The sequence below is a fragment of the uncultured Brachyspira sp. genome, from assembly GCF_944388875.1.
In the GTDB taxonomy this organism is placed as follows: domain Bacteria; phylum Spirochaetota; class Brachyspiria; order Brachyspirales; family Brachyspiraceae; genus Brachyspira.
This window is the reverse complement of the sequence record NZ_CALXKQ010000024.1, coordinates 1-22,062: the sequence shown is the minus strand read 5'-3', so window position 1 is coordinate 22,062 and position 22,062 is coordinate 1. Positions and strand designations below refer to the sequence as shown.

The window sequence follows — 22,062 nt, the reverse complement described above, 5'->3', positions numbered from 1 at the left end:
TTCATAATACCTCCTAAATTTAAGTAATATAATTTTATTTTAGGCATAATACACCTCCAGCAAAAATTTTACTGTATATTAATATATTAAAATTTGGCTTTAATCATTATTATAATTGAATAACAAATAGTAATTTAACTATATTGGAATAAGACTTTCCTTTATAATTAAACATATAATATAACTCATATATTCCTCCAGTAATATCTTAATACATATATATAATAGCAAATAACATAAAAAACTCACTTGATACCCTCTGAGGGATGTCATAAAATTAATAAATTTCTTATTAAATCAGATTAAAATATTCTACCAAACATAAGAAAAAAAATTAATTTGTATATTTATATATTTTTTATAAATACCCTCATATATACCTTATGTTATATTTATCTATATGATAATAATAATGTATCTTTTATGGCAGTATTATTATATATATAGTCATTAATATGTATGTATCATATTATATCCCCATGGTTAGTTTAAATCATTATAGAAAGATTAATGTATTGAAATATTTTTGAAGTATTTTTGGAGTATAAAAAATATCTCAAAAAATGTATTATATGTAAAATAAAATTATTGGGCAGATTTAGCTAAATTATATATTTTATCATAGTTTTTCATTAAATCTATAATTTCTTTGAATGTATTTTCTAAATTGCTGTTGTCATAGTTAAGTTTAATTACCTTATAAAGACTTATATAACCCATTTTTTTAAATTTAAATGCTTTAGCCGTATTATAAATTATTTTTTCATCTTCTGAAGTTATACTGCATTCTATTATTTTATTATTTTTTTCTAAACTTTTTAACTTTGACATTTTATCTTTTAATTCTATATACTTGTGTTCATCTATGTAATCTGTAAAATAAAGAATATTGAAAATCTCTTCTGCTGCAGTAGGATTATAGTTCTTTATATAAATATTATTACTCAATTGAAATGATATTATCTTATCATTTAGAGTTATACATTTTTCATAAGTTTCTTTTATATTAAAATCTATTTTATCAAAAATTATATTTTCAAATAAAACTTTATCATGCCTTTCTAAACCATAATTATTACATCTATTATAAATATAATCTATTTCATCTTTATTATTTTTATTGATTAAATCAAAACTTTCCTTGCTAAAATTGATAAGAGCTTTATATTTTTTTATATTTATTTTGTTTCTTATAAAATTTTCATAAATTTTAAATGGCATATAATATAATTTCTGATGATAATATATAATAGGGTGAATAATGTTGTCATCATTTTCATCATAAAGTTTATCATCATCAAATTTTGAGCATATATTTTTTATATACCCTTCCAAATTATCATCATCTATTTTTTCATTATACTCTTCTTTTTTATATACTTCTTTTAAATCTTCGTATAAAGCAGACCTTATCTCTTCATAATTCTTTTCTTCTTTTTCCAGCCTCAATATTTCATTTAAAAGCGGATAATGATCTTTTGTGTATATTCTAGTTTTTGTATCGTTACTATTTGATTTGTTATATTTAATATTGTATGAAGGGAGTATATTTTCTCTGTCATAAGCCTGCTGCATATTATCTTTTAAATTTTCATTATCTTTGCTGTGATTTTTAAAGTATTTATCTAAAAAGGCCTGTATGCTGAAAAAATAAATACTCTCATCATCAAAATTAAAATCATCTAATATATTTTTATATTCTTTCTTATCATCAAAAAAATCATAAATATTATCTTCTAAAAATTTAATCTTCCTTTTTTTATAATTTCCATTTGATTTTTTTTCTCTTCCTGAAACAGCTTCTATTAAAAATATATTTTCTGTCTTTTTTTTTATTTCAATCAAAGAAGGAATTTCTTTTTTTATATATTTGCCGCTTTTATCATCATCAAAATTAAATTCTAAATTATCTTTATTTATATCTTTCATAAATTAAATTCTTTCCTCTGAATATCAATATATTCTTTTTTCTTATCGGTATTCGCATACTGATAGGCAAGTTTAATATCCTCTTTTGCCTCTTCAAAATAATTATCATAATCAAATGAAGAGTTAAATATTTCAATCTTTGCTTCTGCCCTAAACAAATAAAAGAAAAACATACGCTCTGCATTATTATTATTATTAATTTCAATAGTATTGTTAATCACTTTTTCATAAATATCAAATGCACTTCTAAAATCATTATCTTTTTTATATTCTTTGGCAAGTGCAAGCATCATTATTAGTTTATTATGAAGTTTTATATTTTCATCCTCTGTCAAACCGCTTAATTCGTTTTTGCATATAACATTATAAAATAATGACTTTTTATAATTTTTATCAGTTTCATCTTTTATGTTATCAAAATCTTCTGCAGCCTTTTCATATTCTTTTAGCTGATATCTTAATTTTCCTCTGTTGTAATAAACTTCAGAAAGTCCTTCATTATTTGATTTTATATTCTCATTAAATATTTTATCAATGTCCTCTCCCAAATAATAATAGCACCAAGCAATATAATGATCAGGCTTTATTCTGTTTAATTCATGCTTATCATCATTCATTTTATAAAGTTCTTTTGACTTTGTAAAATATTCTATAGCTTCATTGTATTTCTTTTTAGATAAATAAACCTTTCCCTTATTGTAATAGGCATCGGCATAATTTTTATTAATTTCTATTGCCTTATCAAAATCAATCAATGCATCATCATAAAAGCCCAGATTATATTTTGCAAAGCCCCTTAAATTATAAGCCTCATAATAGTTGGAATCTAAACTTAAAGCCTCATTATAATTTTCTATTTTTTCAAAGAAACTGGAAACATTATCAGCGGTCTTTATATAAATTAAAACATTATCATCTTTTGATTTAGGAAAGGATAATTGAGCATTTGATAAGTTTTTTATAATATCATCTTCTGTGCCGAAAACTTTATAATACTTAATAGATTTTTTTGCTTCATAATTAGAAAGCTCATAAGCATTTTTTAAGTCTTTTGTTATTTCATCTTTTAATTTATTTTTATATTCTTCATCGTATTTTTTATCTGCTTCAATTAAACTCAGCAATTCTTTTTTTATTTTATGCCTGTTAAAAAATCCCTGAACATAATATTTATTTAATTCAATAGCCTTATCCAAATACTCTAAAGCCTTTTTATAATTATCTATAGACTTTTCTTTTTCAAGCAATAATAAAGCAAGAGCATTATAAGCCTTATAATAATTTGGATTTATATTTATTGACTTTTCTAAATATTTAATAGAACTATCTATATTTTTATAATTTATAACAGCCATATTATAATATGATATATAATCCTTATCATCAAACTCAATGGCTTTTTTTAAATATCTCTCATCTTTATATTCATAACCTAAATATTTATACATTTTTGGAAAATTATTTTTAAGTTTATTTAAAATAATTTCTTTTTCTTTTTCATTTATTTCATAACGTAGCAGTGAAATATTTTTAAATATATATCTGTAATAATAAATATTTTTGTTTTCAGTTTTTAATTTTATAGATTTCTCCAAATATTCTATTATATCATTATTGAAGAATTTAGTATCATCTATAATATTATGACAGCTTTTAAAAAGTTTTATTTTGATAATAGATATTTTTGAATATATTTTTGGGCTGTGATGAATTATTTTAAGCAGACTATTATAATCTTCCAATGCCTTTTTATAATGCTTTAATTTTTCTCTGCTTAATGCTCTGTAATAATAGGCTTTTTCTAACTTTTTATTTTTTGTATTTTTAAGATATTTATTAATAAGCTTTATAGAAAAATTATACAATTTATTTTGATACGCTTCTGCCGCCAAATCGATCAAACTCATAACAACCCTTATAAATACTTATATTTTTTAGATTATATTATGAATTATTTTTTTAATCAAACAGTATAATTTAATCTTCAATATCAATATAAGAATAAGTTCCGCCAAGATCAACAGAAGAAATCCTAAAACCAAATGGATTATTTTCATCATGTTCTTCAAATATATCCGTTCTTTCTATATACAATTTTTTTAAATCTATTTTGTTTACCTTAAAAAAATCAATATAATATTTCTTCTGATATATATAATTCATGTAATTAAAAAAATAAACATCAATAAAATCATCCTCATTTTCAATAACATTATTAGTAGGGATGGATTTTATGTAATTCATTTTTTTAATTCCGTCTCCTTTGGCTTTTTTATATATTATTTTATAATTGTTCTCAAAAAATATTCTTCTATCTTCTTTATAATTTTCTTTTATATCTTTATATCCTGTTTCAGAAAAATAATTCCATGCTTCCATACCTCTTTCCAAAAAACTTTTTCTCACCTTTTCTATAATTTTTAAATCATTATCATCAGCCTCAAAAATTTCTGCATCTATTTTTTTAAAGTTTTTATATTCATCGCTGTAATAATAATCATAATCTAAATAATGCTTTTCATTATAATATTCTTTTTTTGACTGACGTATTTTAGTAAACTCTATAAAATCTATTATATAATTAAATGCCTCATCATATTCTCTATATTTTCTGTTTTCATTATTAATATGAGCTTTTATCTCTTCTATATATTTAAAAGCAAATTTTATTTTTATGCTGTTTATTTTGCTCATCATAGTTTTTTTATATTTATTAGTATCATTAAAACAGCCTAAAAAATAGAATCTCTCAGCTATTTTTTGAACAGCATTAATATCTTCTAAAATAGAAATTATATCATTATTAACTTCTTCATCGCCGTGAATAATTTTTATATTATAATCTATTCTTAAATCTAGCAAATAAAAAAGCAAATCCATATATTCATGATATTTATTATTACTTAATGAATATATATATTCATCGCTTTGTCTGTACTTATATTCGTATGAATCGGATTTCAAAAATAAATTATAAAAATAACCTGCTCTGTTTAATACATTTATTTCGCTTAGCTTCTCTTCATTAATTAAATAATCATCATGATTTAAATTATCATATCCGTATCTTATACAATCTTCACTATTATACTCTTTATCCAATGATTCTTTATTTCTATCTTTCATCTCTTTATATTTATCTAAATAAAGTTTTAATATAATATTATAATCCTCTATTTTATCGCCTTCATCATAGGATACAATTCTTGGAATATTGTCAAATATTAAATGTTTAATTTTAAAAATCAAATAATAAAAAGCTTTATCATCATCTACTGATATTTTATTTTTTCTGGAGTATAATATTATTAACTCTATAATATCTCCTATTTTTATTAATATACTATAATCCAATGAAAGACGAATAGCACCTAAAATTCTTTTTAATTCTTCATCTTCATAAGAGTCTGCAAGCTGTTCTATAAGTCTTATTCTTTTTTCTAATATTTTTCTTCTTATTATTGTTTTATTTTTTGATTTAAAATCCTTATTATTAACTAAATCCTCTATCTGCTTTACATCCAATTTTAATTTTTCAAGTTGATATATTTCATCATAAATTAATAAATGCTTTTGGCTATAAAAAAGTTCATATTCTTTAGAAAGTTTTAAATAAATTCTATATGCAGGAAAAATAGATTTATCATAATAATTTTGTATTCTCTTTTTCATTTTATCTAAATTAAATTTTTTAGGGTTCGGAATAAAAATACACAATTTATTATCTAAACCTCCACCTGAAGGTATAGGTTTATTGCATGAGTATTCAAATAAATCTAAAAACACCCCTATTCTCAAAAACACTATAGGGTCAATCCAATTCATCATTAGACCATGAGTTATTGAATATACATGTTCTATATCAATTTCTTTTGGGGCATTATCTGCCATATCATAAATAAAAATATCTTCTTCATCTTCTTTTTCTTTGCGGATTATATTAACTTCATTCAAATTATAAGGCTTATCTTTTCTTGTATTTAATTGATGCCCTGATACTTTTGATATAATATAAACCTTTTTATAGCCTTTATTTTCTATAATATCCTTTAATGAATTAAGTATATATTTATCATTATAAATATAATATTCTCTTTTTTCTATATTTATACTTTTTATAATGCTTCCTATTATTGCTAATAAAAATTGTTTTATATTTACGTCTGTAATATCATTATTAAAAACTAATTCACAGAACTAAAATATTCTTCTTACATACATATTATAAACTATATTTTTTATAATTCATTTCATTACTTACGCAGGACATCAATAAAATTCTTATAATTACTTATATTTTTTGATTATATTATAAATTATTTTTTGTCAAATAGGCGGCATAATGAAATATACAAAAAAGCTTGAAGATTCTATTTATAATCTAATAAAAAAAGAAAATCCTACATTTGAGCATTTAAGCAGAACTTTAAATATCAGCTATGATGAGTTAAAAGAATATATTAACAAATCAAGCAGAAAATATAAGAAAAGTTTAGCAAAAAAAATAAGAAAGGCGAAAGATGAATATTTTAAAGATGCCAAAATAAAAATAGAAAATGCTCTGATAAAAAAGGCTTTAGGTTATTATACTAAAGACACAATAAAAGAAATAAAAACCGATAAAGACGGAAAAGAATCATTTATAAAAAGAACAGTTTATAAATATAATCCTCCAAGCGAAAGAGCTATTATAGTATTTTTAGAGCTTGTAAAAACAAGAAAATCTAAAAGGCTTGAAAAAAGAAAACTAAAAGAAGAAGAAAATAAAATTAATATAAGAGTCGGATTTGATAATTAAAAATAATTTTATTTGGAGAAAATAATAATGGATATAAAGTTCAATATATTAAAACCTTTTGAAAAATGGGCGTATATGCAAAAGAGATTAAAAATAGCTTATGGGGGACGCGGCGGAGGAAAAAGCGAATCTATTGCCCGCATTCTAATAGCAAAAAGTTTTGAAGTTAAAGGCGTTATACTATGTTCAAGAGAAATTCAAAAATCAATAGCCTATTCAACATACCCCCTTCTAATAAGCATCATAAAAGAATTAAAGCTTGAAAGTTTTTTTATAATCAAAAGAAATGAAATCATAAATAAAATTACCAACTGCAAATTTATATTTTTAGGCATAAGAGAATGCTCCATTGAAGAGATTAAATCAATATACAATGTAAAAATATGCTTCATAGAGGAAGGACAAACTCTCACGCAAAGAAGCTATGAAATATTAGAGCCTTCAATACGTGCTGAAAAAAGTGAAATATGGATTGCATTTAATCCTAGATTTGAAACGGATTTTATTTACAAAACTGTAAGCAAGTTTAAATTAGAAAATAAAATATACACTGATAAAAATAATAACAAATATAATTATAAAGAATATGAAGACAATAATATTTTAATAACTTTCATAAACTATGACGGTAACTATTATTTCAGCGATATATTAAATAAATCAAGACTTTCAACTCTAAAAATAATGCCTAAAATGTATGAGCATATTTGGCTTGGTAAAATAAAAAATAAACAGGGAAAAATTTTCTTATATTCTAAATTAAAATTCTATGATGATAATAAAAAAGAAAATATAGATAAAATCAATTCAGGTGAACATAAAGCCGTAGTTGATCCAGCATTCGGAGAATATAACTGCTTTACCTCTGTCATAATATACACTCAGGTAGAAGAAGATATTTATTTAATAGATTCAGGACTTATGCGTAATGATGAAAACTCTACCACTGATGAAAGTATAATCAATTTCTTAATAGATAAAAAAATAAAAAAAGTATTATGCGAAAGCAACTTTGCTCAGAAGGAATTAGTAAAAAGATTAGAAAAACATTTTGAAGTAATTCCTTTTTATGTTCATAAAAATAAAGCAGAACGTATAGTCAATGCAAGCTATTTAATATATGATAAAGTATATTTTCCTAAAAGCTGGCAGTATATACCAGAAAGCACAGATACAGATAAATGGCTTAAAACTAATAATGGACGCGGATATATAGCACTTAAACAATTATTAAATTTCGATGATTCTCTTAATGGAAGCAATATTAAAGGAGATATATTCAGCTATTTAGATTTTCCAGATGCTTTATCTAGTTTGATATTCTTTGGTATTGAAGAAATAATAAATGAAGAAAATGATGATAAAATGAATTTAGTTAATGCTATTTTTGGAGAATAATAATTGAAAAAATACTATTATTAATCTATAATATATTTATGAATAAAAAGCCTTTTTTAATTAAAAGAAATAGAAAACATAAAAAATTCTATAAGAAATTATTACATAAAAAACATACAATTAAAAAATTTATATATAAATTAAAGGAAAAAAGAAAAAGGAGGGTTGCTACTGGGAGTATATATAAAAAGAGCAGACATAAAAGAAAAGATAAATTAGAAATAGATATCCCTAAAGTTTTATCATTTGATGAGAATACTTGTGAAACATTAGTCTTTTTTAATAAAATAAGAGAAATATCTGATAATAAAAAAAGATTGTTTATAAATATGAAATACCTCACATATATAACACCAGAAGCAGCATTAGTATTGGTATCTGAATTAGATAGACTTTGTACTTTACATAAAACCAGAATTGGAGTTTATGATTTCAATAAATGGAATAATGAAATTAAAACCATATTTAATGATATAGGTATGTATGATTTTTTAGATATAAAATTATCAAGGAAAGAAAAAGGATATATAACACCTAACAATAATAATACTATAAGATATTTAAAATTTAAATCAGGAACTAGTGGTAATGAAGGGCGTAAATTGCAGATTGTAAATGAAATTGAAAGTTTAATTAATGAAAATAGTATAAATGGAAAGAAAACCCTTAAAGTTGGTATAACAGAGGCTATATTAAATACGCATCATCATGCTTATCCTGATGACTTTATCTACAACTCTATATATAAATTAAAAAAATGGTGGATATTAGGATATATAAATATAAATGATAATAATATGAAAATTATAATTTATGACCAAGGGAAAACAATACCTAAAACACTAGATTTAAAAAGGTATGTTATTTTCAATAAAAATGATGCAGAAAAAATCCGTATCGCGGTAGAAACAAGTGAATCATCAACAAAATTAGAAAATAGAGGCAAAGGATTAAAGTCTATTAAAAAATATGCTAAAAAATCAGATAATGGAGAACTTGTAATAATTAGCAGAAAAGGTTATTATAAGTATACAAAAAATAGTGATGATATTGAATCAAAATTATTAGACTATAATCTTCAAGGTACACTTATTTCATGGAATGGTTGTATAAAATCTGAAATAGATATAGATGAAACATTATATGAGGAGGAATAATTAATGAAATTGATAAAAGAATATATAGTTTTATATAAAGATTTTAGTCCTTCTCCTTTTGGCAGATATAGAACTGATAGTGATGTATCAGGAGAAGTTTTTAGAGAGGATTGTTTAATACCATCTTTAAATAAATATGATAAAATAACTATTAACCTTGATAAGTTGGATGGTATAGGACCATCTTTTTGGGATGAAGCATTTGCTGGTTTGATTATAAATAAATATTATACATTAGATGAAATTAATAAAAAAATTACATTTGAATGTTCAGATGATAAATTTTTAATAAAACATATAAAAGGGTTTATGGAAAAAGCCAATAACTTAATAAAAAAATGAAAATATCTAATATAGAAGTAATAATATCTATAATTTCTTTAGTTATTTCATTAATAACTTTGATTGGAACTATAATATATAATTATACTGTAACAAGTAAATTTCCAAGTAAAAGATTATCATATCAATATTTAAATATGATATTGAAAGAATTTGATGAAATTGAAAAATATATATTTAATATTGTATATGATATAAATATATTAAAAGATGATAATTTTTATTTTGAAACATTCATAAGTGCAAAAAATAAAAATATAAGAGAATTACTTACTTTATTTGATAAAGAAAATAGAAAAGAATTAAATCATGAAACTTTTTTTGATAATATGAATTCTTATGAAAATTTATCTATTAAAATTAAAATAGATAATAATAATATAAAATATGATTTAAGAGAATTCATAAATAAATTATTATCTTGCAAAAGATACATATATACACTCATATATAAAGAGAAAATTAAATCATAATAAAATAATATTCTATCGTAAGTTTTATTAAAATTAAATACCTACAATAGAATATGATAACAATTATTATTTTGACTTTTTAGTTTTGCAAACAGGGCATATTTGAGGATTTTCATTTGCCAAATCAATATAGCCGCATATATCACACTGCCAATTTTGAACATCAAAAGTTTTATCTTCTAAGAAACTTTGAAACTGTTTTTTATGTCCGTCTTCTATTCTAGCAACATTCATAAAAGCCATAGCCAAATCATCAAACCCCTCTTCCTGAGCAGTTTTAGCATATCCCAAATACATATCAATAGATTCATAATTTTCATTCATAATAGATTCTTTTAAATTATCTTCTGTAGAAAATATACCATGAAAATTCTGAAACCATATTTTAGCATGTTCCTGTTCATTTCTGGCAGCTCTTTCATACATTAAAGCCACATCCTCTTTTCCCTCTTCTCTAGCCTTCTCAGCATAAAACATATATCTGCATCTTGCCATAGCCTCGCCTATAAACGCATTTCTCAAATTAACCTCTGTTTTAGATCCTTTTAATTTCATATGAACCCCTATTATTAATAATTATTATTAATAAATATTATATATTAAATAATAAAAAAGTCTATAGATATAATATTAAGTTTATTATTAAATATAACAAATAATAAAAATTAAAGATAATAAAAAACAAGGAACTTAAAAATAATTTAAGCCCTTGTTTTAATTGTAGTATAGTATTATTAGATATTATTTTTCTATTTCTCTGATTAGGTTTACCATTTCAATAGCACCCATAGCAGAATCAAAACCTTTGTTTCCAGCTTTAGTTCCAGCTCTTTCAATAGCCTGTTCAATGTTTTCAGTAGTTAAAACTCCGAACATTACAGGAACATCTGAATTAAGCGAAACATTAGCAATACCTTTAGACACCTCAGCACAAACATAATCATAATGAGTAGTTGAACCTCTTATAACAGCACCCAAACATATAACAGCATCATATTTTTTGGATTTAGCCATTTTAGAAGCTATTAGAGGTATCTCAAAAGCCCCCGGTACCCAAGCTACAGAAATATCATCGTCTTTAATATTATGACGGGATAAAGCATCCAAAGCACCGCCCAAAAGTTTAGAAACAATAAATTCATTGAATCTAGCACATACTATACCAATTTTAATTGGTTTTTCACTAACGAGTTTTCCTTCAAAAGTTTTCATCTTAACTATCCTTTATTATTGTTATTATTAGGTCTTAATATTTTTATTTGGGTTTCACCCCAAACCACAGTTCTTTTGCTGACCCAAGCGAAGCGAGAACCAAAAGTACTGCAGTTTTTATATTTGACTTTTTTTCATAAAACTTAATAATTTTCTTACACTGTCTTATTGTAGTTTAAAAATATTTATAAGTCCTCCGCTATTATAAGCTAGCAACTAAAGCACTGACTCTTATGCAAATGTACATTACTGCATATTTTATGAGATGGACTTCGTCAACTCGTTTGTTATTATTATGCTTGGCAGTAGTCTAGCTTTTTTAATTTATTATATCTAATATTTATTATATGAGAAAACTTGTTCTTTAATAAACTCACAAATTTTCCACTTCCTCTATACTCAAACCTGTATTTTCACTGATTATTTTTATATCTATGCCAGCTTTCTTAAAATTCCTAGCTATAGATATTGCCTTATTTTTTTCACCCTCTTCAATTCCTAGTCTTCGCTCTTCTTCAAGCATTATTTGCTTACCATATAAATATGCCTGTCTTTTATCATATTCATTCATCATTAGTCTGTCTTTAATGAAGTTATTATATCTTTTTTGCACTTCTTCCATTATAGGTTTCTCTTTTACTATTTCTGACATTATAACCTCCTTATTATCTTTTTCTTTTATAGTGAAAAATTTAAGCCAGCAATTTAAATTTGGTTTTAATAAATCACCCTTAAATTTTTTAAGCTCAATTATATGTATTTGTAAATGATCTGTCAAAAGTCTTTGATTAACTGTGTCATAAATCATATAGCAGGAATGTATATTGCTGCTGTCATCTAAATTGAAATTAAGAAGATTTATACTTATTACAGGAGTTAGGTCATCATATTTTTCGCCTTGCTTTAAAAGTTTGCTGTAATTAGAAGCCCAATAATAAAGTATGCGTTCTGGAAATCTTGAATTGCCTTGAAGCTGAATCTCTATTATAACAACTGAACCGTTTTGAGTTATACATTTAACATCTGTTATGGTTTCTTTATCTTCGTAATTTTCCTTATAATTGAGGCATCTGCCCGCCTTCGGCGATGGCGTAAGTATTTCTACACTTCTGAAAGTTTTCATACCAGCATCAAGCATTGTTGAATTAATAAAATCAAGCAATATTGCCTCGCTTCCTTTATCAGAGAAAAGATATCTCACAAAATAATCATTCAATGTATTAAAATATTTTATGCTTCTGTAGTTATTATCCATCATACAAACATTATAATAAAATTAATATAAATTGTCAAAATTATTATTATTGCTATGCTCGCGACCGAAGCAAGGTGCTGCCTTAAATAAGCTAGTGAGTTTACTCACTCACACGTCTGTGCCCTGTGGGGCTGGCTTCGGCTCACTTGTTATTGCTATGCTCTTTTAATAGCCTCCGTTTTCAAGTTTTATCTGTGAACCATGCACAAAGCCATGAATTGCATCTTTTCCGTCTTCAGCCTCTGGAGGAAGATAAAATACTTCAAGCCACTTTGTTTCGATATCTGCATAATTCTCATAATCAATACCTTCTCCATTGATAGATAATAAAACCCCCCCATTATAAATCATATCTCTTTTCAAAATCTTTCCTATTATTTTTCCATTTGCTTTATCTCTTATATTCACATAATCATCTTTAGAATTATATTCAAGTTCGTTGTAAGAAACATTTCCTGAATTATAATTATTTTTACTAAAATACTTTGTTTCTACATCACCTAAAGCCTTAAAACCTACAATATCACCGTAAGCCTCTCTTCCTGCTTCGCCTTCTCCATAAAAACGATAATTTCTAATTGTAACTTCAGCTCTTACCGCAGAAACACCTAAAAATCTTTTATTCAAAGGTTCTGGTAATTTTACTTCAATATTTTTTAATAAGACACCGAAATCCAATCTGTCAAATTCAACGCCGCTAAAATCCCAAGAATCACCATATTTAGAAGCACCTTGATTTTCCAAATACATTTCAGATGAAGCATATAAAAAAGGAAGATTTACATTATTATCAGGATAAAATCTTAAAGCAGTATAATTATCTCCCATATCTTCATTATCAGCTCTTTCAAGAACTCCTGTTAATGTAATCTCTCCATCAAAATAAACCATACCACCACTTTCTACATCATAGGCTTTAAGTGTATTTTTTGTTACTTTACCATTATCCCTTAAAAGTTCAGAAAAATACGCTTCAGTAGGCGGAGATGCCCATAAAAAATTAATGCTTAAAAGAAATAAAATAATTTTTTTCATTGAATAACTCCTATTATTGCTAAACTCGCCTTCGCCTTAAATAAGCTAGTGAGTAAACTCACTCACATGTCTGTGCCCTGTGGGGCTGGCTTCGGCTCACTTGTTATTGTTATGCTCTTTTAATAGCCTCCATTTTCAAGTTTTACCTGCGAACCATGCACAAAGCCATGAATTGCATATTTTCCGTCTTCAGCCTCTGGAGGAAGATAAAATACTTCATGCCAATTTTTTTCAAAATTTTCATAATTCATATAATCAATACCTGCTCCATTGATAGATAATAAAACTCCCCCATTATAAATCATATCTCTTTTCAAAATCTTACCTATTATTTTTCCATTTGCTTTATCTCTTATATTCACATAATTGTCTTTAGAATTATATTGAAGTTCGTTGTAAGAAACATTTCCTGAATTATAATTATTTTTACTAAAATACTTTGTTTCTACATCACCTAAAGCCTTAAAACCTACAATATCACCGTAAGCCTCTCTTCCTGCTTCGCCTTCTCCATAAAAACGATAATTTCTAATTGTAACTTCAGCTCTTACCGCAGAAACACCTAAAAATCTTTTATTCAAAGGTTCTGGTAATTTTACTTCAATATTTTTTAATAAGACACCGAAATCCAATCTGTCAAATTCAACGCCGCTAAAATCCCAAGAATCACCATATTTAGAAGCACCTTGATTTTCCAAATACATTTCAGATGAAGCATATAAAAAAGGAAGATTTACATTATTATCAGGATAAAATCTTAAAGCAGTATAATTATCTCCCATATCTTCATTATCAGCTCTTTCAAGAACTCCTGTTAATGTAATCTCTCCATCAAAATAAACCATACCACCACTTTCTACATCATAGGCTTTAAGTGTATTTTTTGTTACTTTACCATTATCCCTTAAAAGTTCAGAAAAATACGCTTCAGTAGGCGGAGATGCCCATAAAAAATTAATGCTTAAAAGAAATAAAATAATTTTTTTCATTGAATAACTCCTATTATTGCTAAACTCGCCTTCGCCTTAAATAAGCTAGTGAGTAAACTCACTCACATGTCTGTGCCCTGTGGGGCTGGCTTCGGCTCACTTTTTCATTATATAAAAAATTACTCGCCAATAAGCTCTAGCAACTTCCTTTGTAAGTTGCTAGAGGCTCGTAATTTTTTATTCTGTTGCTATGTCACCCTTAAGGGTACCTTGCCTACACTCGCGAGGTGGACTTCGTCCGGCACGCAGAGCGTCGGTCGGCTCGCCTTTTATTATATATAAAAAACTTGTTCTATTACTGCTATGCTTACCTCGCCGATAATTAGCAAATAAATAAATTTATTTGCACGACTGTGCCCCTGTTGGGCTGGCTTCGGTTCACTTTTTTATTTTAAATTCTTAATCTAATATATGACCCATACGCTCTTTCTTTGTCTTTAAATAAAATGCATCATACTCTGACGCTTCTATTTGTATAGGTATTCTCTCATTTATTTTTAAACCGTAATTATTTAAATACTTTATTTTATCTGGATTATTAGTCATAAGATTGATGCTTTTTACACCCAAGTTTTTAAGCATTTGATAAGCCTCATAATATTCACGCATATCATCTCTGAAGCCCAAAGCTATATTCGCATCCACTGTATCAAGTCCGCTGTCCTGAAGTTCATAAGCTCTTAATTTATTAACAAGTCCTATACCTCTGCCTTCCTGACGCATATAAACCATTATTCCCCTTCCTTCAGAAGCAATCTTTCTCATAGCATAATCATACTGATCCCCGCAGTCGCATCTTTTAGAGCCTAATGCATCGCCTGTCAAGCATTCAGAATGTACTCTGCAAAGCACATCCTCTCCGCTTGAAATATCCCCCATAGTAAGTACAACATGATGCTGTTTAGTTATTTTATTTACAAAAGTAAGTATTTCAAACTCACCGTATTTAGTAGGCATTTTAGCCTTAGCATAAAGCTCCATTAAGTCTTCATTCTTTTTTCTGTAATCTATCAAATCAGAAACAGTTATCATTTTAAGATTATGTTTTTTAGCGAAATCAATCAAATCATCTCTTCTCATCATATCGCCGTCATCTCTCATAATCTCGCAGCATAAACCGCATTCTTTAAGTCCTGCTAATCTCATCAAATCAACAGTAGCTTCAGTATGTCCCATTCTTACAAGTACTCCTCCGTCTTTTGCAAGTAATGGAAACATGTGTCCTGGGCGTCTGAAATCATCTGGTTTTGAGTTTTCATCAACTACTTTTAAAGCTGTTATTGATCTTTCTACTGCTGAAATACCAGTTGTCGTTTCAATATGGTCAATAGATACTGTAAAAGCAGTTTCATGATTATCAGTATTTTTTGTAACCATTTGATTTAAATTAAGTTTATTTGTAATTTCTTTGCTCATAGGCATGCATATTAAGCCTTTAGCATAAGTAGCCATGAAGTTTATATTTTCTGTAGTAGCAAACTCAGCTGCACATATTAAATCACCCTCATTTTCTCTATCTTCGTCATCGGAAACAACTATTATTTTTCCGTTTCTTAAATCTTCTAAAGCTTCGTCAATAGTACTGTAAATGTTTTCCATTTTTAATGCTCCATTTAATTTTTTTATTCAGCTTTTTCCTAAAAATAAACTGTAAAAAACTGTAAAAAGTTCAAAAATTATTAAAATCCGTTTTTAAGCAAAAACTCCATTGTGATATTGGATTTTTTACTATTATTATTGTTTTCTCTATCATCTTTAAATGTTAAAAGCCTTTCAACATATTTGCCTATAACATCATTTTCTATATTAACCTTATCTCCCTCTTTTTTATAATAAAGTACAGTTTCCTTTAATGTATGAGGAATAACAGCTATAGAAAAAGTATTGTCAGTTAAACTTGCCACCGTCAAACTTATACCGTCAACGGCAACAGAGCCTTTCTCTACTATATACTTCATTAAATGTCTAGGCACTTCAATAGTAAGTATAATAGCATTATCATCTTTTTTCATAGATTTAATGCTTCCCACTCCGTCAATATGCCCGCTTACTATATGCCCGCCGAATCTTCCGCTTAAAGTCATTGCTCTTTCAAGATTAACTCTGCTTCCGTTTTTTAAACTTCCTAAATTAGTACGGTTCAAAGTTTCCTGAGTAACATCAGCATTGAATATCTTATTATCAAAACTAGACACGGTTAAACAAGTGCCATTAACAGCAACACTGTCCCCCAAATGCAAATCATCAAATATTTTATTTGCTTCTATTGTAATAACTTTGCTCTGTACCGATTTAACAATTCCTATTTCTTCAACTATACCAGTAAACATTTTTAATATTTTCTCTCTTAAATAATTTCTGTACTTTTTCCCGCCGCAAAAAGTACCAAAAAGTGCAAGTTTAAAATTAATTCTATATAAAGCTAATATATTTTATCTATAAATTAATAATTTAAATAGTATTCCAAAAATAAATCATCATCTATTTTTGTTATATCGCCGCCTATAAGTTTAAAAGCATTATTAGGGTCATCTATACCTTCGCCGCCTATAGGACTTTTTGCTTTAACTCCTCCGAATATTTTTGGTGCTATATAAACTAAAACCTTATTTACAAGCCTTTCTTCTATCAAACTAGCATGCAAAGAAGCACCTCCCTCTACATACACACTGTCAATATTTTTCTCTTCGCCTAATATTTTCATTAACTCTTTTAAGTTTATTCTTCCATTATTACTTTCTGTTTTTATTATTTCTATTCCCAAACTCTCAAGCTCTTTTATTTTTTTATCATCATTACTAACAGAAGCTATAAAAGTTTTTATTTCTTTTGCAGTTTTACAAATATTAGATTTTAAATCTATTTTTAGAGAACTATCTAAAATTATTCTTATAGGGTTTTTAGTATTTGGAAGTCTGCAATTAAGTGTAGGATTATCTTCTATTACAGTATTTATTCCAACCATTATAGCAGAGTATTTATTTCTAAATCTATGAGAATGCTCTCTTGATTTTTCTGAAGTTATCCATTTTGACTTTCCGCTTACTGTAGAAATTTTACCGTCCATAGTCATAGCATATTTCATCACAACAAAAGGTCTTTTATTTGCTATATAATAGAAAAATACTTCATTTAATTTTCTGCATTCATCTTCAAGCACATTAACTATAACTTCAATTCCAGCATCTTTTAATTTTTTTATGCCATTACCTGCAACTTTAGGATTAGAATCCACACACCCTATAATAACTTTTTTTATTTTATTTTTTATAATAGCATCAGCACAAGGAGGGGTTTTACCGTAATGAGAACAAGGCTCTAAAGTTACATAAATATCAGCTCCCTCAACATCTTCTCCTTTTTTTTGGGCGTCAAGAAAAGCATTAATTTCAGCATGATTTTCACCGTATTTTTGATGATAACCTATACCTATAACTTTATCATCTTTCACTATAACAGCACCAACCAAAGGATTAGGACTAGTAAAACCTTCTCCTTTTTTGGCTTCTTCAATAGCCATTCTCATATATTTTTCAGGCATAATGCTTATACTCTTAAAAATATTTTTATTAATCTTTGGAGTTTTATTTTGGCAGATTTTTGACTATAAACAAAAAAACTCTAAATGTTAAAATATAACAAATAGAGCCTTAATTTTCTGATATGCAGTAAGTTTACATTAGTTATCTTCTACCATCCAGACTTTAACTGTCGGTTTTGGAGTTGCACCAAATCAGCTATTTCTGAAAAATAATAATTTTCAAAAAAGCTCGCGGACTTTACCGCCGGTATGGAATTTCACCTAGCCCCGAAGATTTATATACTAATATTATAATACAAAAATATAGAATTGTCAACTATAACATAATTTTTATAAAAAAGGCATATTAATATTTATTTAACGTATGGTATGCTTTATACATAAATAAAATTTTCATTATCAATTCATTCATAATCAAAATTTATTAATCGTGCGGTAAGTTTATAGTAAATTAAAAAAATACTTTGGTAGGCAGCTAAAATAACATCACCAATTAAAAAGAAAAAATAATACAAAAACAACAAATTAGATTTAAAAACTAAAGAGTGGATTGATAATAAATTTTAAAACTTTATCTGCGTTTAAGACTTTTTAGATTTAAATGACTTATTTTTTAATATGGTTTGATATAATTTAAGTAAAATAGTATTTTTATAATCATAAATAAATTTAACAATAATTTCTTGACTTTTTTTATAGTATAAAATATATTTGAAAAAAAACATAATCTATATGCAAAAATGAAAAAAATTGTACCTTTCATTATACTTATATTATCATTCATCTCATGTAATAATAAAAATACTCAAGTAAACAACACCTCTTCACAAACTAATGAAAAAAATAAAACTATAATGGTTGGAATATATGTTTATGATTATCCATTCGGATATTTAAGCAATGGACAAATAGGCGGATTTGATTATGATATTATGAATGAAATAGCAAAATCCTCAGAATTGGAAATTGATTTTACAGCTATGAAATTTGAAGAGCTTATGCCTGCATTATCTTCAAAACAAATAGATATTATAATAGCAGGAATGACTGTAACTGAAGAAAGAAAAAAACTTGTGAACTTTTCAAAAGAATATTATAAATCAAGTCAGGCAATATTAGTGGATAAAGACAATGAATATATAAATACATTTGATGATTTAATAGGAAAAAGAGTTGGTGTTATAAATGGAACTATAGGATACAGCTATATCTCTAAAAAACAGGGTATTAATATAAATGGATTTGATACAGGAAGCAGTGCTTTACTTGCATTAAAAGTAGAAAAATTAGATGCTGCTGTATTTGATAAAGTAACTTGCGAACATTATGCAAAAAATGATAACAGCATTAAACTTGTAGAGGACCCTAATTATCCAATAGAAGATTATGCTATAGCTGTAAGAAAAGAAGATACTGAACTGCTGCAAAAAATTAATGATGGGCTTACAGAAATCATTAACAATGGAACATATCAGCAATTATTGGATAAATTCTTTCAATAGTTAATATCTACTCTTTCTCTCATATTTTTAAGAAGCCTTATTGGCTTAATATCCAAACTTAATAAAATATTTTCTATATTCTTATGATCTATAATAGGAACAAATATATTTAGCTTACTTATTATATTAGGGGATACAATATTCCCATCTTCGCTTTTAACCTCTTTCCAGCCTAGTATTTCCATTTTAACAAATTTTATTCCAAATCTCTCAATCTCATTTTCTATATCTATTTTGGAAGAACATTCAACTAAATAAACTATAGATTTTCTTCTATTTGCTATAAAGTAAGGTATAAAAAATCTAAATATAGAAGTACTTAAAAATATACAAATACATCCTATAGTTGATAATACCCATTGACCAGAACCTATTACTATACCTAAACATGCAGTAACCCAAACTATAGCCGCTGTTGTTATTCCATGAAGCTTACCTCTGTTTTGTATAATCATGCCTGCACCCAAAAATCCTATTCCTGAAACTATTTGTGCCGAAATCCTATTGTAATCAGGTACAGTGTATAATAATTCACTTCCTAGCTTTATAAGTTCTGCATTCTCAAGCATAATAGAACGTGCAAAAACCTCTTCATAACATGATAATATAGCAGCACCCATACATACAATGCTGGTTGTTCTGCTTCCTATAGGCTTTTTATGCTGTGCTCTCTCCCATCCTATAAATATACCCATTATATAGGCTACTAATATTCTTGTTGTAATTTCTAATATGCTATAATCTGCTAATGCATACTTTATAGAATCTTTAAACATAAATTATAATCCAAATATAATATATATTTAAATATTATCGAAAAAAATACTAAAACAAATATAAATAAAAGCTATATATCTATATCCTCATAAACTTCATTAAATGTTTTAGAATATAAAACTATAGAATCTCTGGAAACGCTTATTATATCATTTATAAGTTTATTAATATCATCATGCACATCAGAAGCAAAATACTCTATAACCATATCTAAATTCATACCGCTTATCAATGATATATTACTATATTTTCTATAAAATTTGCTTGCAATATTAAAAGGAGTACATCCGCATAGATCTGTAAGTATTAAAATATTATTATCTTGAATTTTGTTTAGTATTGATTTTAATTTATCTTCTATAGTATCAAAAGAGTCATCAGGCTGCATATCTATTATATCATAATTATCCAATTCGCCAAGTATCATTTTAGCAGCCTCTATAAAAGCAGAGGCTAATCTTCCATGACTCATTAATACTAAATTAGGCTTCATAACAATTATACCTCCTTTACCTTATATTATATAATATAATAATTGTTTTATATTAATCAAATTTTATGTAAATAAAATTTAAATTTTTTTACATATTCTAACTTTATATAATATCAATAGTTTATATAAATTGATATATATGTTATTATTATAAAAACTTTATAATTGAAATGGGACTTTTTATTATGAAAAAAGTATATAATAATCTTTATGTAGGAAGCGATAATGATTGCGTAAAGTTTAAAGGAGCGATAGTACATGCATGTCAAAGCTGTTTTGTAAGGGGGGTACATGGAAATATAGGAGATAAAAAGGTATTTGAGATAAATAATAATCTGTATTTAAATCTTCTTGATATATCCAGTCTATCTTTCGAGTATGCATTTCCAATGATAAAGAGGTCTATGGAGTTTATAGATGAGCATATAAAAGATATGGAGGTTCTAGTTCATTGTAATTTTGGTATGTCTAGATCTCCTTCTATAGCACTTCTTTATATGGCAAGAAAGGGATATATTAATAATAATTCATTCAAAGATGCTTTAAAAGATTTTTACGAAATTTATAGTTATTATTCACCGGGCATGGGAATGTATAGATATTTTGATACATATTGGCAGGATATAATGTCATTTTAATTATAATAGATCTGTTACAAAAATAATTGACAAAATTATTTACATAATACTCAATATAACTTTAGCTATAAAACACATTTTATATGTCGAATAACAATTAATTCCTATATATAAAATTGCGATCTTTTTGGTTATTACAATATAAGGGCTTCACCTGTGTTAATAAAAGAAATGCAGCTAAGACCAACTATAGAAATAAAAACACTGAAATTTAAATAGCATAATTCTTATTTAATTTAGTTCTGAAATAATTCCAATATTTTTAGTTTTTAATGTTTTTTGAACTATAAATAATTTAAATTTGAAAATATAATTTTTACTACAGTAAAATCTTTTTATTTTTTTCTAGTAAAAAATAAAAAGAAAATATTGACATGAAATATAAAAAAGTCTATACTATAAAAGTGAAAAATTTACTTATAAACACTTCAAATAACAATAGTGGGTGCACTCTGCACTCTGCACTCTGCACTCTGCACTCTGCACTCTGCACTCTGCACTCTGCACTCTGCACTCTGCACTC

20 protein-coding genes and 1 riboswitch are annotated in these 22,062 nt (G+C 26.0%); of the genes, 7 read left to right on the top strand and 13 right to left on the bottom strand.

What is annotated here, in order from left to right; translation table 11 throughout:
- Positions 1 to 585 precede the first annotated feature (585 nt).
- The 3 genes from Q0J69_RS11780 to Q0J69_RS11770 all read right to left on the bottom strand — a co-directional run bounded on the left by Q0J69_RS11780 (position 586) and on the right by Q0J69_RS11770 (position 5,883).
- On the bottom strand, positions 586 to 1,929 hold the full coding sequence (locus tag Q0J69_RS11780; RefSeq protein ID WP_297207819.1) for a hypothetical protein: 1,344 nt from the start codon (positions 1,927 to 1,929) through the stop codon (positions 586 to 588).
- Positions 1,926 to 3,836 carry a tetratricopeptide repeat protein gene (locus Q0J69_RS11775; protein ID WP_297207818.1) on the bottom strand — a complete coding sequence of 637 codons (1,911 nt, stop codon included), beginning with the start codon at positions 3,834 to 3,836 and terminating at the stop codon, positions 1,926 to 1,928. The genes Q0J69_RS11780 and Q0J69_RS11775 overlap by 4 nt, the downstream gene beginning before the upstream one ends.
- A gap of 70 nt (positions 3,837 to 3,906) precedes the next feature.
- Positions 3,907 to 5,883, bottom strand: a complete 1,977-nt coding sequence (locus Q0J69_RS11770; protein ID WP_297207816.1) for a hypothetical protein — start codon at positions 5,881 to 5,883, stop codon at positions 3,907 to 3,909.
- 385 nt (positions 5,884 to 6,268) lie between these two features.
- Between Q0J69_RS11770 and Q0J69_RS11765 the strand changes: the two genes are divergently transcribed.
- The 5 genes from Q0J69_RS11765 to Q0J69_RS11745 are packed head-to-tail and all read left to right on the top strand — an operon-like array spanning position 6,269 to position 10,097.
- The gene (locus tag Q0J69_RS11765; protein ID WP_366030658.1) at positions 6,269 to 6,727 is read left to right on the top strand and encodes a hypothetical protein; all 459 of its coding nucleotides are present in this window, start codon (positions 6,269 to 6,271) and stop codon (positions 6,725 to 6,727) included.
- Between the two features lie 27 nt (positions 6,728 to 6,754).
- Positions 6,755 to 8,125 carry a phage terminase large subunit gene (locus Q0J69_RS11760; RefSeq protein WP_297207812.1) on the top strand — a complete coding sequence of 457 codons (1,371 nt, stop codon included), beginning with the start codon at positions 6,755 to 6,757 and terminating at the stop codon, positions 8,123 to 8,125.
- A 38-nt stretch (positions 8,126 to 8,163) separates the two neighbouring features.
- The gene (locus Q0J69_RS11755; RefSeq protein WP_297207810.1) at positions 8,164 to 9,282 is read left to right on the top strand and encodes a hypothetical protein; all 1,119 of its coding nucleotides are present in this window, start codon (positions 8,164 to 8,166) and stop codon (positions 9,280 to 9,282) included.
- Between the two features lie 3 nt (positions 9,283 to 9,285).
- Entirely contained in the window at positions 9,286 to 9,624 is a 339-nt protein-coding gene (locus Q0J69_RS11750; protein ID WP_297207809.1) for an STAS-like domain-containing protein, read from the top strand.
- A complete protein-coding gene (locus Q0J69_RS11745) occupies positions 9,621 to 10,097 on the top strand; it encodes a hypothetical protein (RefSeq protein WP_297207808.1) in 477 nt (158 codons plus the stop codon). Before Q0J69_RS11750 ends, Q0J69_RS11745 begins: the two co-directional genes overlap by 4 nt.
- A gap of 66 nt (positions 10,098 to 10,163) precedes the next feature.
- Here the strand turns inward: Q0J69_RS11745 and Q0J69_RS11740 are convergent, their stop codons facing one another.
- The 8 genes from Q0J69_RS11740 to ribD form a co-directional block, all read right to left on the bottom strand.
- Positions 10,164 to 10,652 (bottom strand): ferritin family protein, encoded by a 489-nt coding sequence (locus Q0J69_RS11740; protein WP_297207807.1) that lies wholly within the window; start codon positions 10,650 to 10,652, stop codon positions 10,164 to 10,166.
- A gap of 186 nt (positions 10,653 to 10,838) precedes the next feature.
- Positions 10,839 to 11,309: a 6,7-dimethyl-8-ribityllumazine synthase gene (ribE, locus tag Q0J69_RS11735; RefSeq protein ID WP_008727357.1), complete on the bottom strand. Its 471-nt coding sequence runs from the start codon at positions 11,307 to 11,309 to the stop codon at positions 10,839 to 10,841.
- Positions 11,310 to 11,682: 373 nt separating this feature from the next.
- The gene (locus Q0J69_RS11730; RefSeq protein WP_297207847.1) at positions 11,683 to 12,564 is read right to left on the bottom strand and encodes an Rpn family recombination-promoting nuclease/putative transposase; all 882 of its coding nucleotides are present in this window, start codon (positions 12,562 to 12,564) and stop codon (positions 11,683 to 11,685) included.
- Positions 12,565 to 12,729: 165 nt separating this feature from the next.
- Positions 12,730 to 13,599, bottom strand: a complete 870-nt coding sequence (locus Q0J69_RS11725; protein WP_297207806.1) for a hypothetical protein — start codon at positions 13,597 to 13,599, stop codon at positions 12,730 to 12,732.
- Positions 13,600 to 13,718: 119 nt separating this feature from the next.
- Positions 13,719 to 14,588 carry a hypothetical protein gene (locus tag Q0J69_RS11720; RefSeq protein WP_297207805.1) on the bottom strand — a complete coding sequence of 290 codons (870 nt, stop codon included), beginning with the start codon at positions 14,586 to 14,588 and terminating at the stop codon, positions 13,719 to 13,721.
- 399 nt (positions 14,589 to 14,987) lie between these two features.
- Positions 14,988 to 16,187, bottom strand: coding sequence for a bifunctional 3,4-dihydroxy-2-butanone-4-phosphate synthase/GTP cyclohydrolase II (locus Q0J69_RS11715; RefSeq protein ID WP_297207803.1), 1,200 nt, complete (start codon positions 16,185 to 16,187; stop codon positions 14,988 to 14,990).
- Between the two features lie 80 nt (positions 16,188 to 16,267).
- A complete protein-coding gene (locus Q0J69_RS11710; protein ID WP_297207801.1) occupies positions 16,268 to 16,918 on the bottom strand; it encodes a riboflavin synthase in 651 nt (216 codons plus the stop codon).
- Positions 16,919 to 17,031: 113 nt separating this feature from the next.
- Positions 17,032 to 18,129, bottom strand: coding sequence for a bifunctional diaminohydroxyphosphoribosylaminopyrimidine deaminase/5-amino-6-(5-phosphoribosylamino)uracil reductase RibD (gene ribD, locus Q0J69_RS11705; RefSeq protein ID WP_297207799.1), 1,098 nt, complete (start codon positions 18,127 to 18,129; stop codon positions 17,032 to 17,034).
- 140 nt (positions 18,130 to 18,269) lie between these two features.
- Positions 18,270 to 18,408: riboswitch (FMN riboswitch) on the bottom strand.
- Between the two features lie 461 nt (positions 18,409 to 18,869).
- Here ribD and Q0J69_RS11700 point away from each other — a divergent pair.
- A complete protein-coding gene (locus tag Q0J69_RS11700) occupies positions 18,870 to 19,631 on the top strand; it encodes a basic amino acid ABC transporter substrate-binding protein (protein ID WP_297207796.1) in 762 nt (253 codons plus the stop codon).
- Here Q0J69_RS11700 and Q0J69_RS11695 read toward each other — a convergent pair.
- Positions 19,625 to 20,407 carry an MgtC/SapB family protein gene (locus Q0J69_RS11695; RefSeq protein WP_297207792.1) on the bottom strand — a complete coding sequence of 261 codons (783 nt, stop codon included), beginning with the start codon at positions 20,405 to 20,407 and terminating at the stop codon, positions 19,625 to 19,627. The two genes, Q0J69_RS11700 and Q0J69_RS11695, sit on opposite strands and share 7 nt — an antisense overlap.
- Before the next feature lie 71 nt (positions 20,408 to 20,478).
- Positions 20,479 to 20,901 carry a PTS sugar transporter subunit IIA gene (locus tag Q0J69_RS11690; RefSeq protein WP_297207791.1) on the bottom strand — a complete coding sequence of 141 codons (423 nt, stop codon included), beginning with the start codon at positions 20,899 to 20,901 and terminating at the stop codon, positions 20,479 to 20,481.
- Between the two features lie 185 nt (positions 20,902 to 21,086).
- On the opposite strand from Q0J69_RS11690, the gene Q0J69_RS11685 reads away from it, so the two are divergent.
- Complete coding sequence (locus Q0J69_RS11685; protein WP_297207789.1) at positions 21,087 to 21,539, top strand: phosphatase; 453 nt, start codon at positions 21,087 to 21,089, stop codon at positions 21,537 to 21,539.
- Positions 21,540 to 22,062 lie beyond the last annotated feature (523 nt).

Bases quoted from the DNA above. Each gene is read 5' to 3' on its own strand.
- Q0J69_RS11685 (WP_297207789.1), top strand. From the start codon at position 21,087: ATGAAAAAAGTATATAATAATCTTTATGTAGGAAGCGATAATGATTGC.
- Q0J69_RS11695 (WP_297207792.1), bottom strand. From the start codon at position 20,407: ATGTTTAAAGATTCTATAAAGTATGCATTAGCAGATTATAGCATATTA.
- Q0J69_RS11690 (WP_297207791.1), bottom strand. From the start codon at position 20,901: ATGAAGCCTAATTTAGTATTAATGAGTCATGGAAGATTAGCCTCTGCT.
- Q0J69_RS11700 (WP_297207796.1), top strand. From the start codon at position 18,870: ATGAAAAAAATTGTACCTTTCATTATACTTATATTATCATTCATCTCA.
- Q0J69_RS11730 (WP_297207847.1), bottom strand. From the start codon at position 12,564: ATGGATAATAACTACAGAAGCATAAAATATTTTAATACATTGAATGAT.
- Q0J69_RS11720 (WP_297207805.1), bottom strand. From the start codon at position 14,588: ATGAAAAAAATTATTTTATTTCTTTTAAGCATTAATTTTTTATGGGCA.
- Q0J69_RS11775 (WP_297207818.1), bottom strand. From the start codon at position 3,836: ATGAGTTTGATCGATTTGGCGGCAGAAGCGTATCAAAATAAATTGTAT.
- ribD (WP_297207799.1), bottom strand. From the start codon at position 18,129: ATGCCTGAAAAATATATGAGAATGGCTATTGAAGAAGCCAAAAAAGGA.
- Q0J69_RS11755 (WP_297207810.1), top strand. From the start codon at position 8,164: ATGAATAAAAAGCCTTTTTTAATTAAAAGAAATAGAAAACATAAAAAA.
- Q0J69_RS11710 (WP_297207801.1), bottom strand. From the start codon at position 16,918: ATGTTTACTGGTATAGTTGAAGAAATAGGAATTGTTAAATCGGTACAG.
- Q0J69_RS11750 (WP_297207809.1), top strand. From the start codon at position 9,286: ATGAAATTGATAAAAGAATATATAGTTTTATATAAAGATTTTAGTCCT.
- Q0J69_RS11745 (WP_297207808.1), top strand. From the start codon at position 9,621: ATGAAAATATCTAATATAGAAGTAATAATATCTATAATTTCTTTAGTT.
- Q0J69_RS11725 (WP_297207806.1), bottom strand. From the start codon at position 13,599: ATGAAAAAAATTATTTTATTTCTTTTAAGCATTAATTTTTTATGGGCA.
- Q0J69_RS11740 (WP_297207807.1), bottom strand. From the start codon at position 10,652: ATGAAATTAAAAGGATCTAAAACAGAGGTTAATTTGAGAAATGCGTTT.
- ribE (WP_008727357.1), bottom strand. From the start codon at position 11,309: ATGAAAACTTTTGAAGGAAAACTCGTTAGTGAAAAACCAATTAAAATT.
- Q0J69_RS11715 (WP_297207803.1), bottom strand. From the start codon at position 16,187: ATGGAAAACATTTACAGTACTATTGACGAAGCTTTAGAAGATTTAAGA.
- Q0J69_RS11780 (WP_297207819.1), bottom strand. From the start codon at position 1,929: ATGAAAGATATAAATAAAGATAATTTAGAATTTAATTTTGATGATGAT.
- Q0J69_RS11760 (WP_297207812.1), top strand. From the start codon at position 6,755: ATGGATATAAAGTTCAATATATTAAAACCTTTTGAAAAATGGGCGTAT.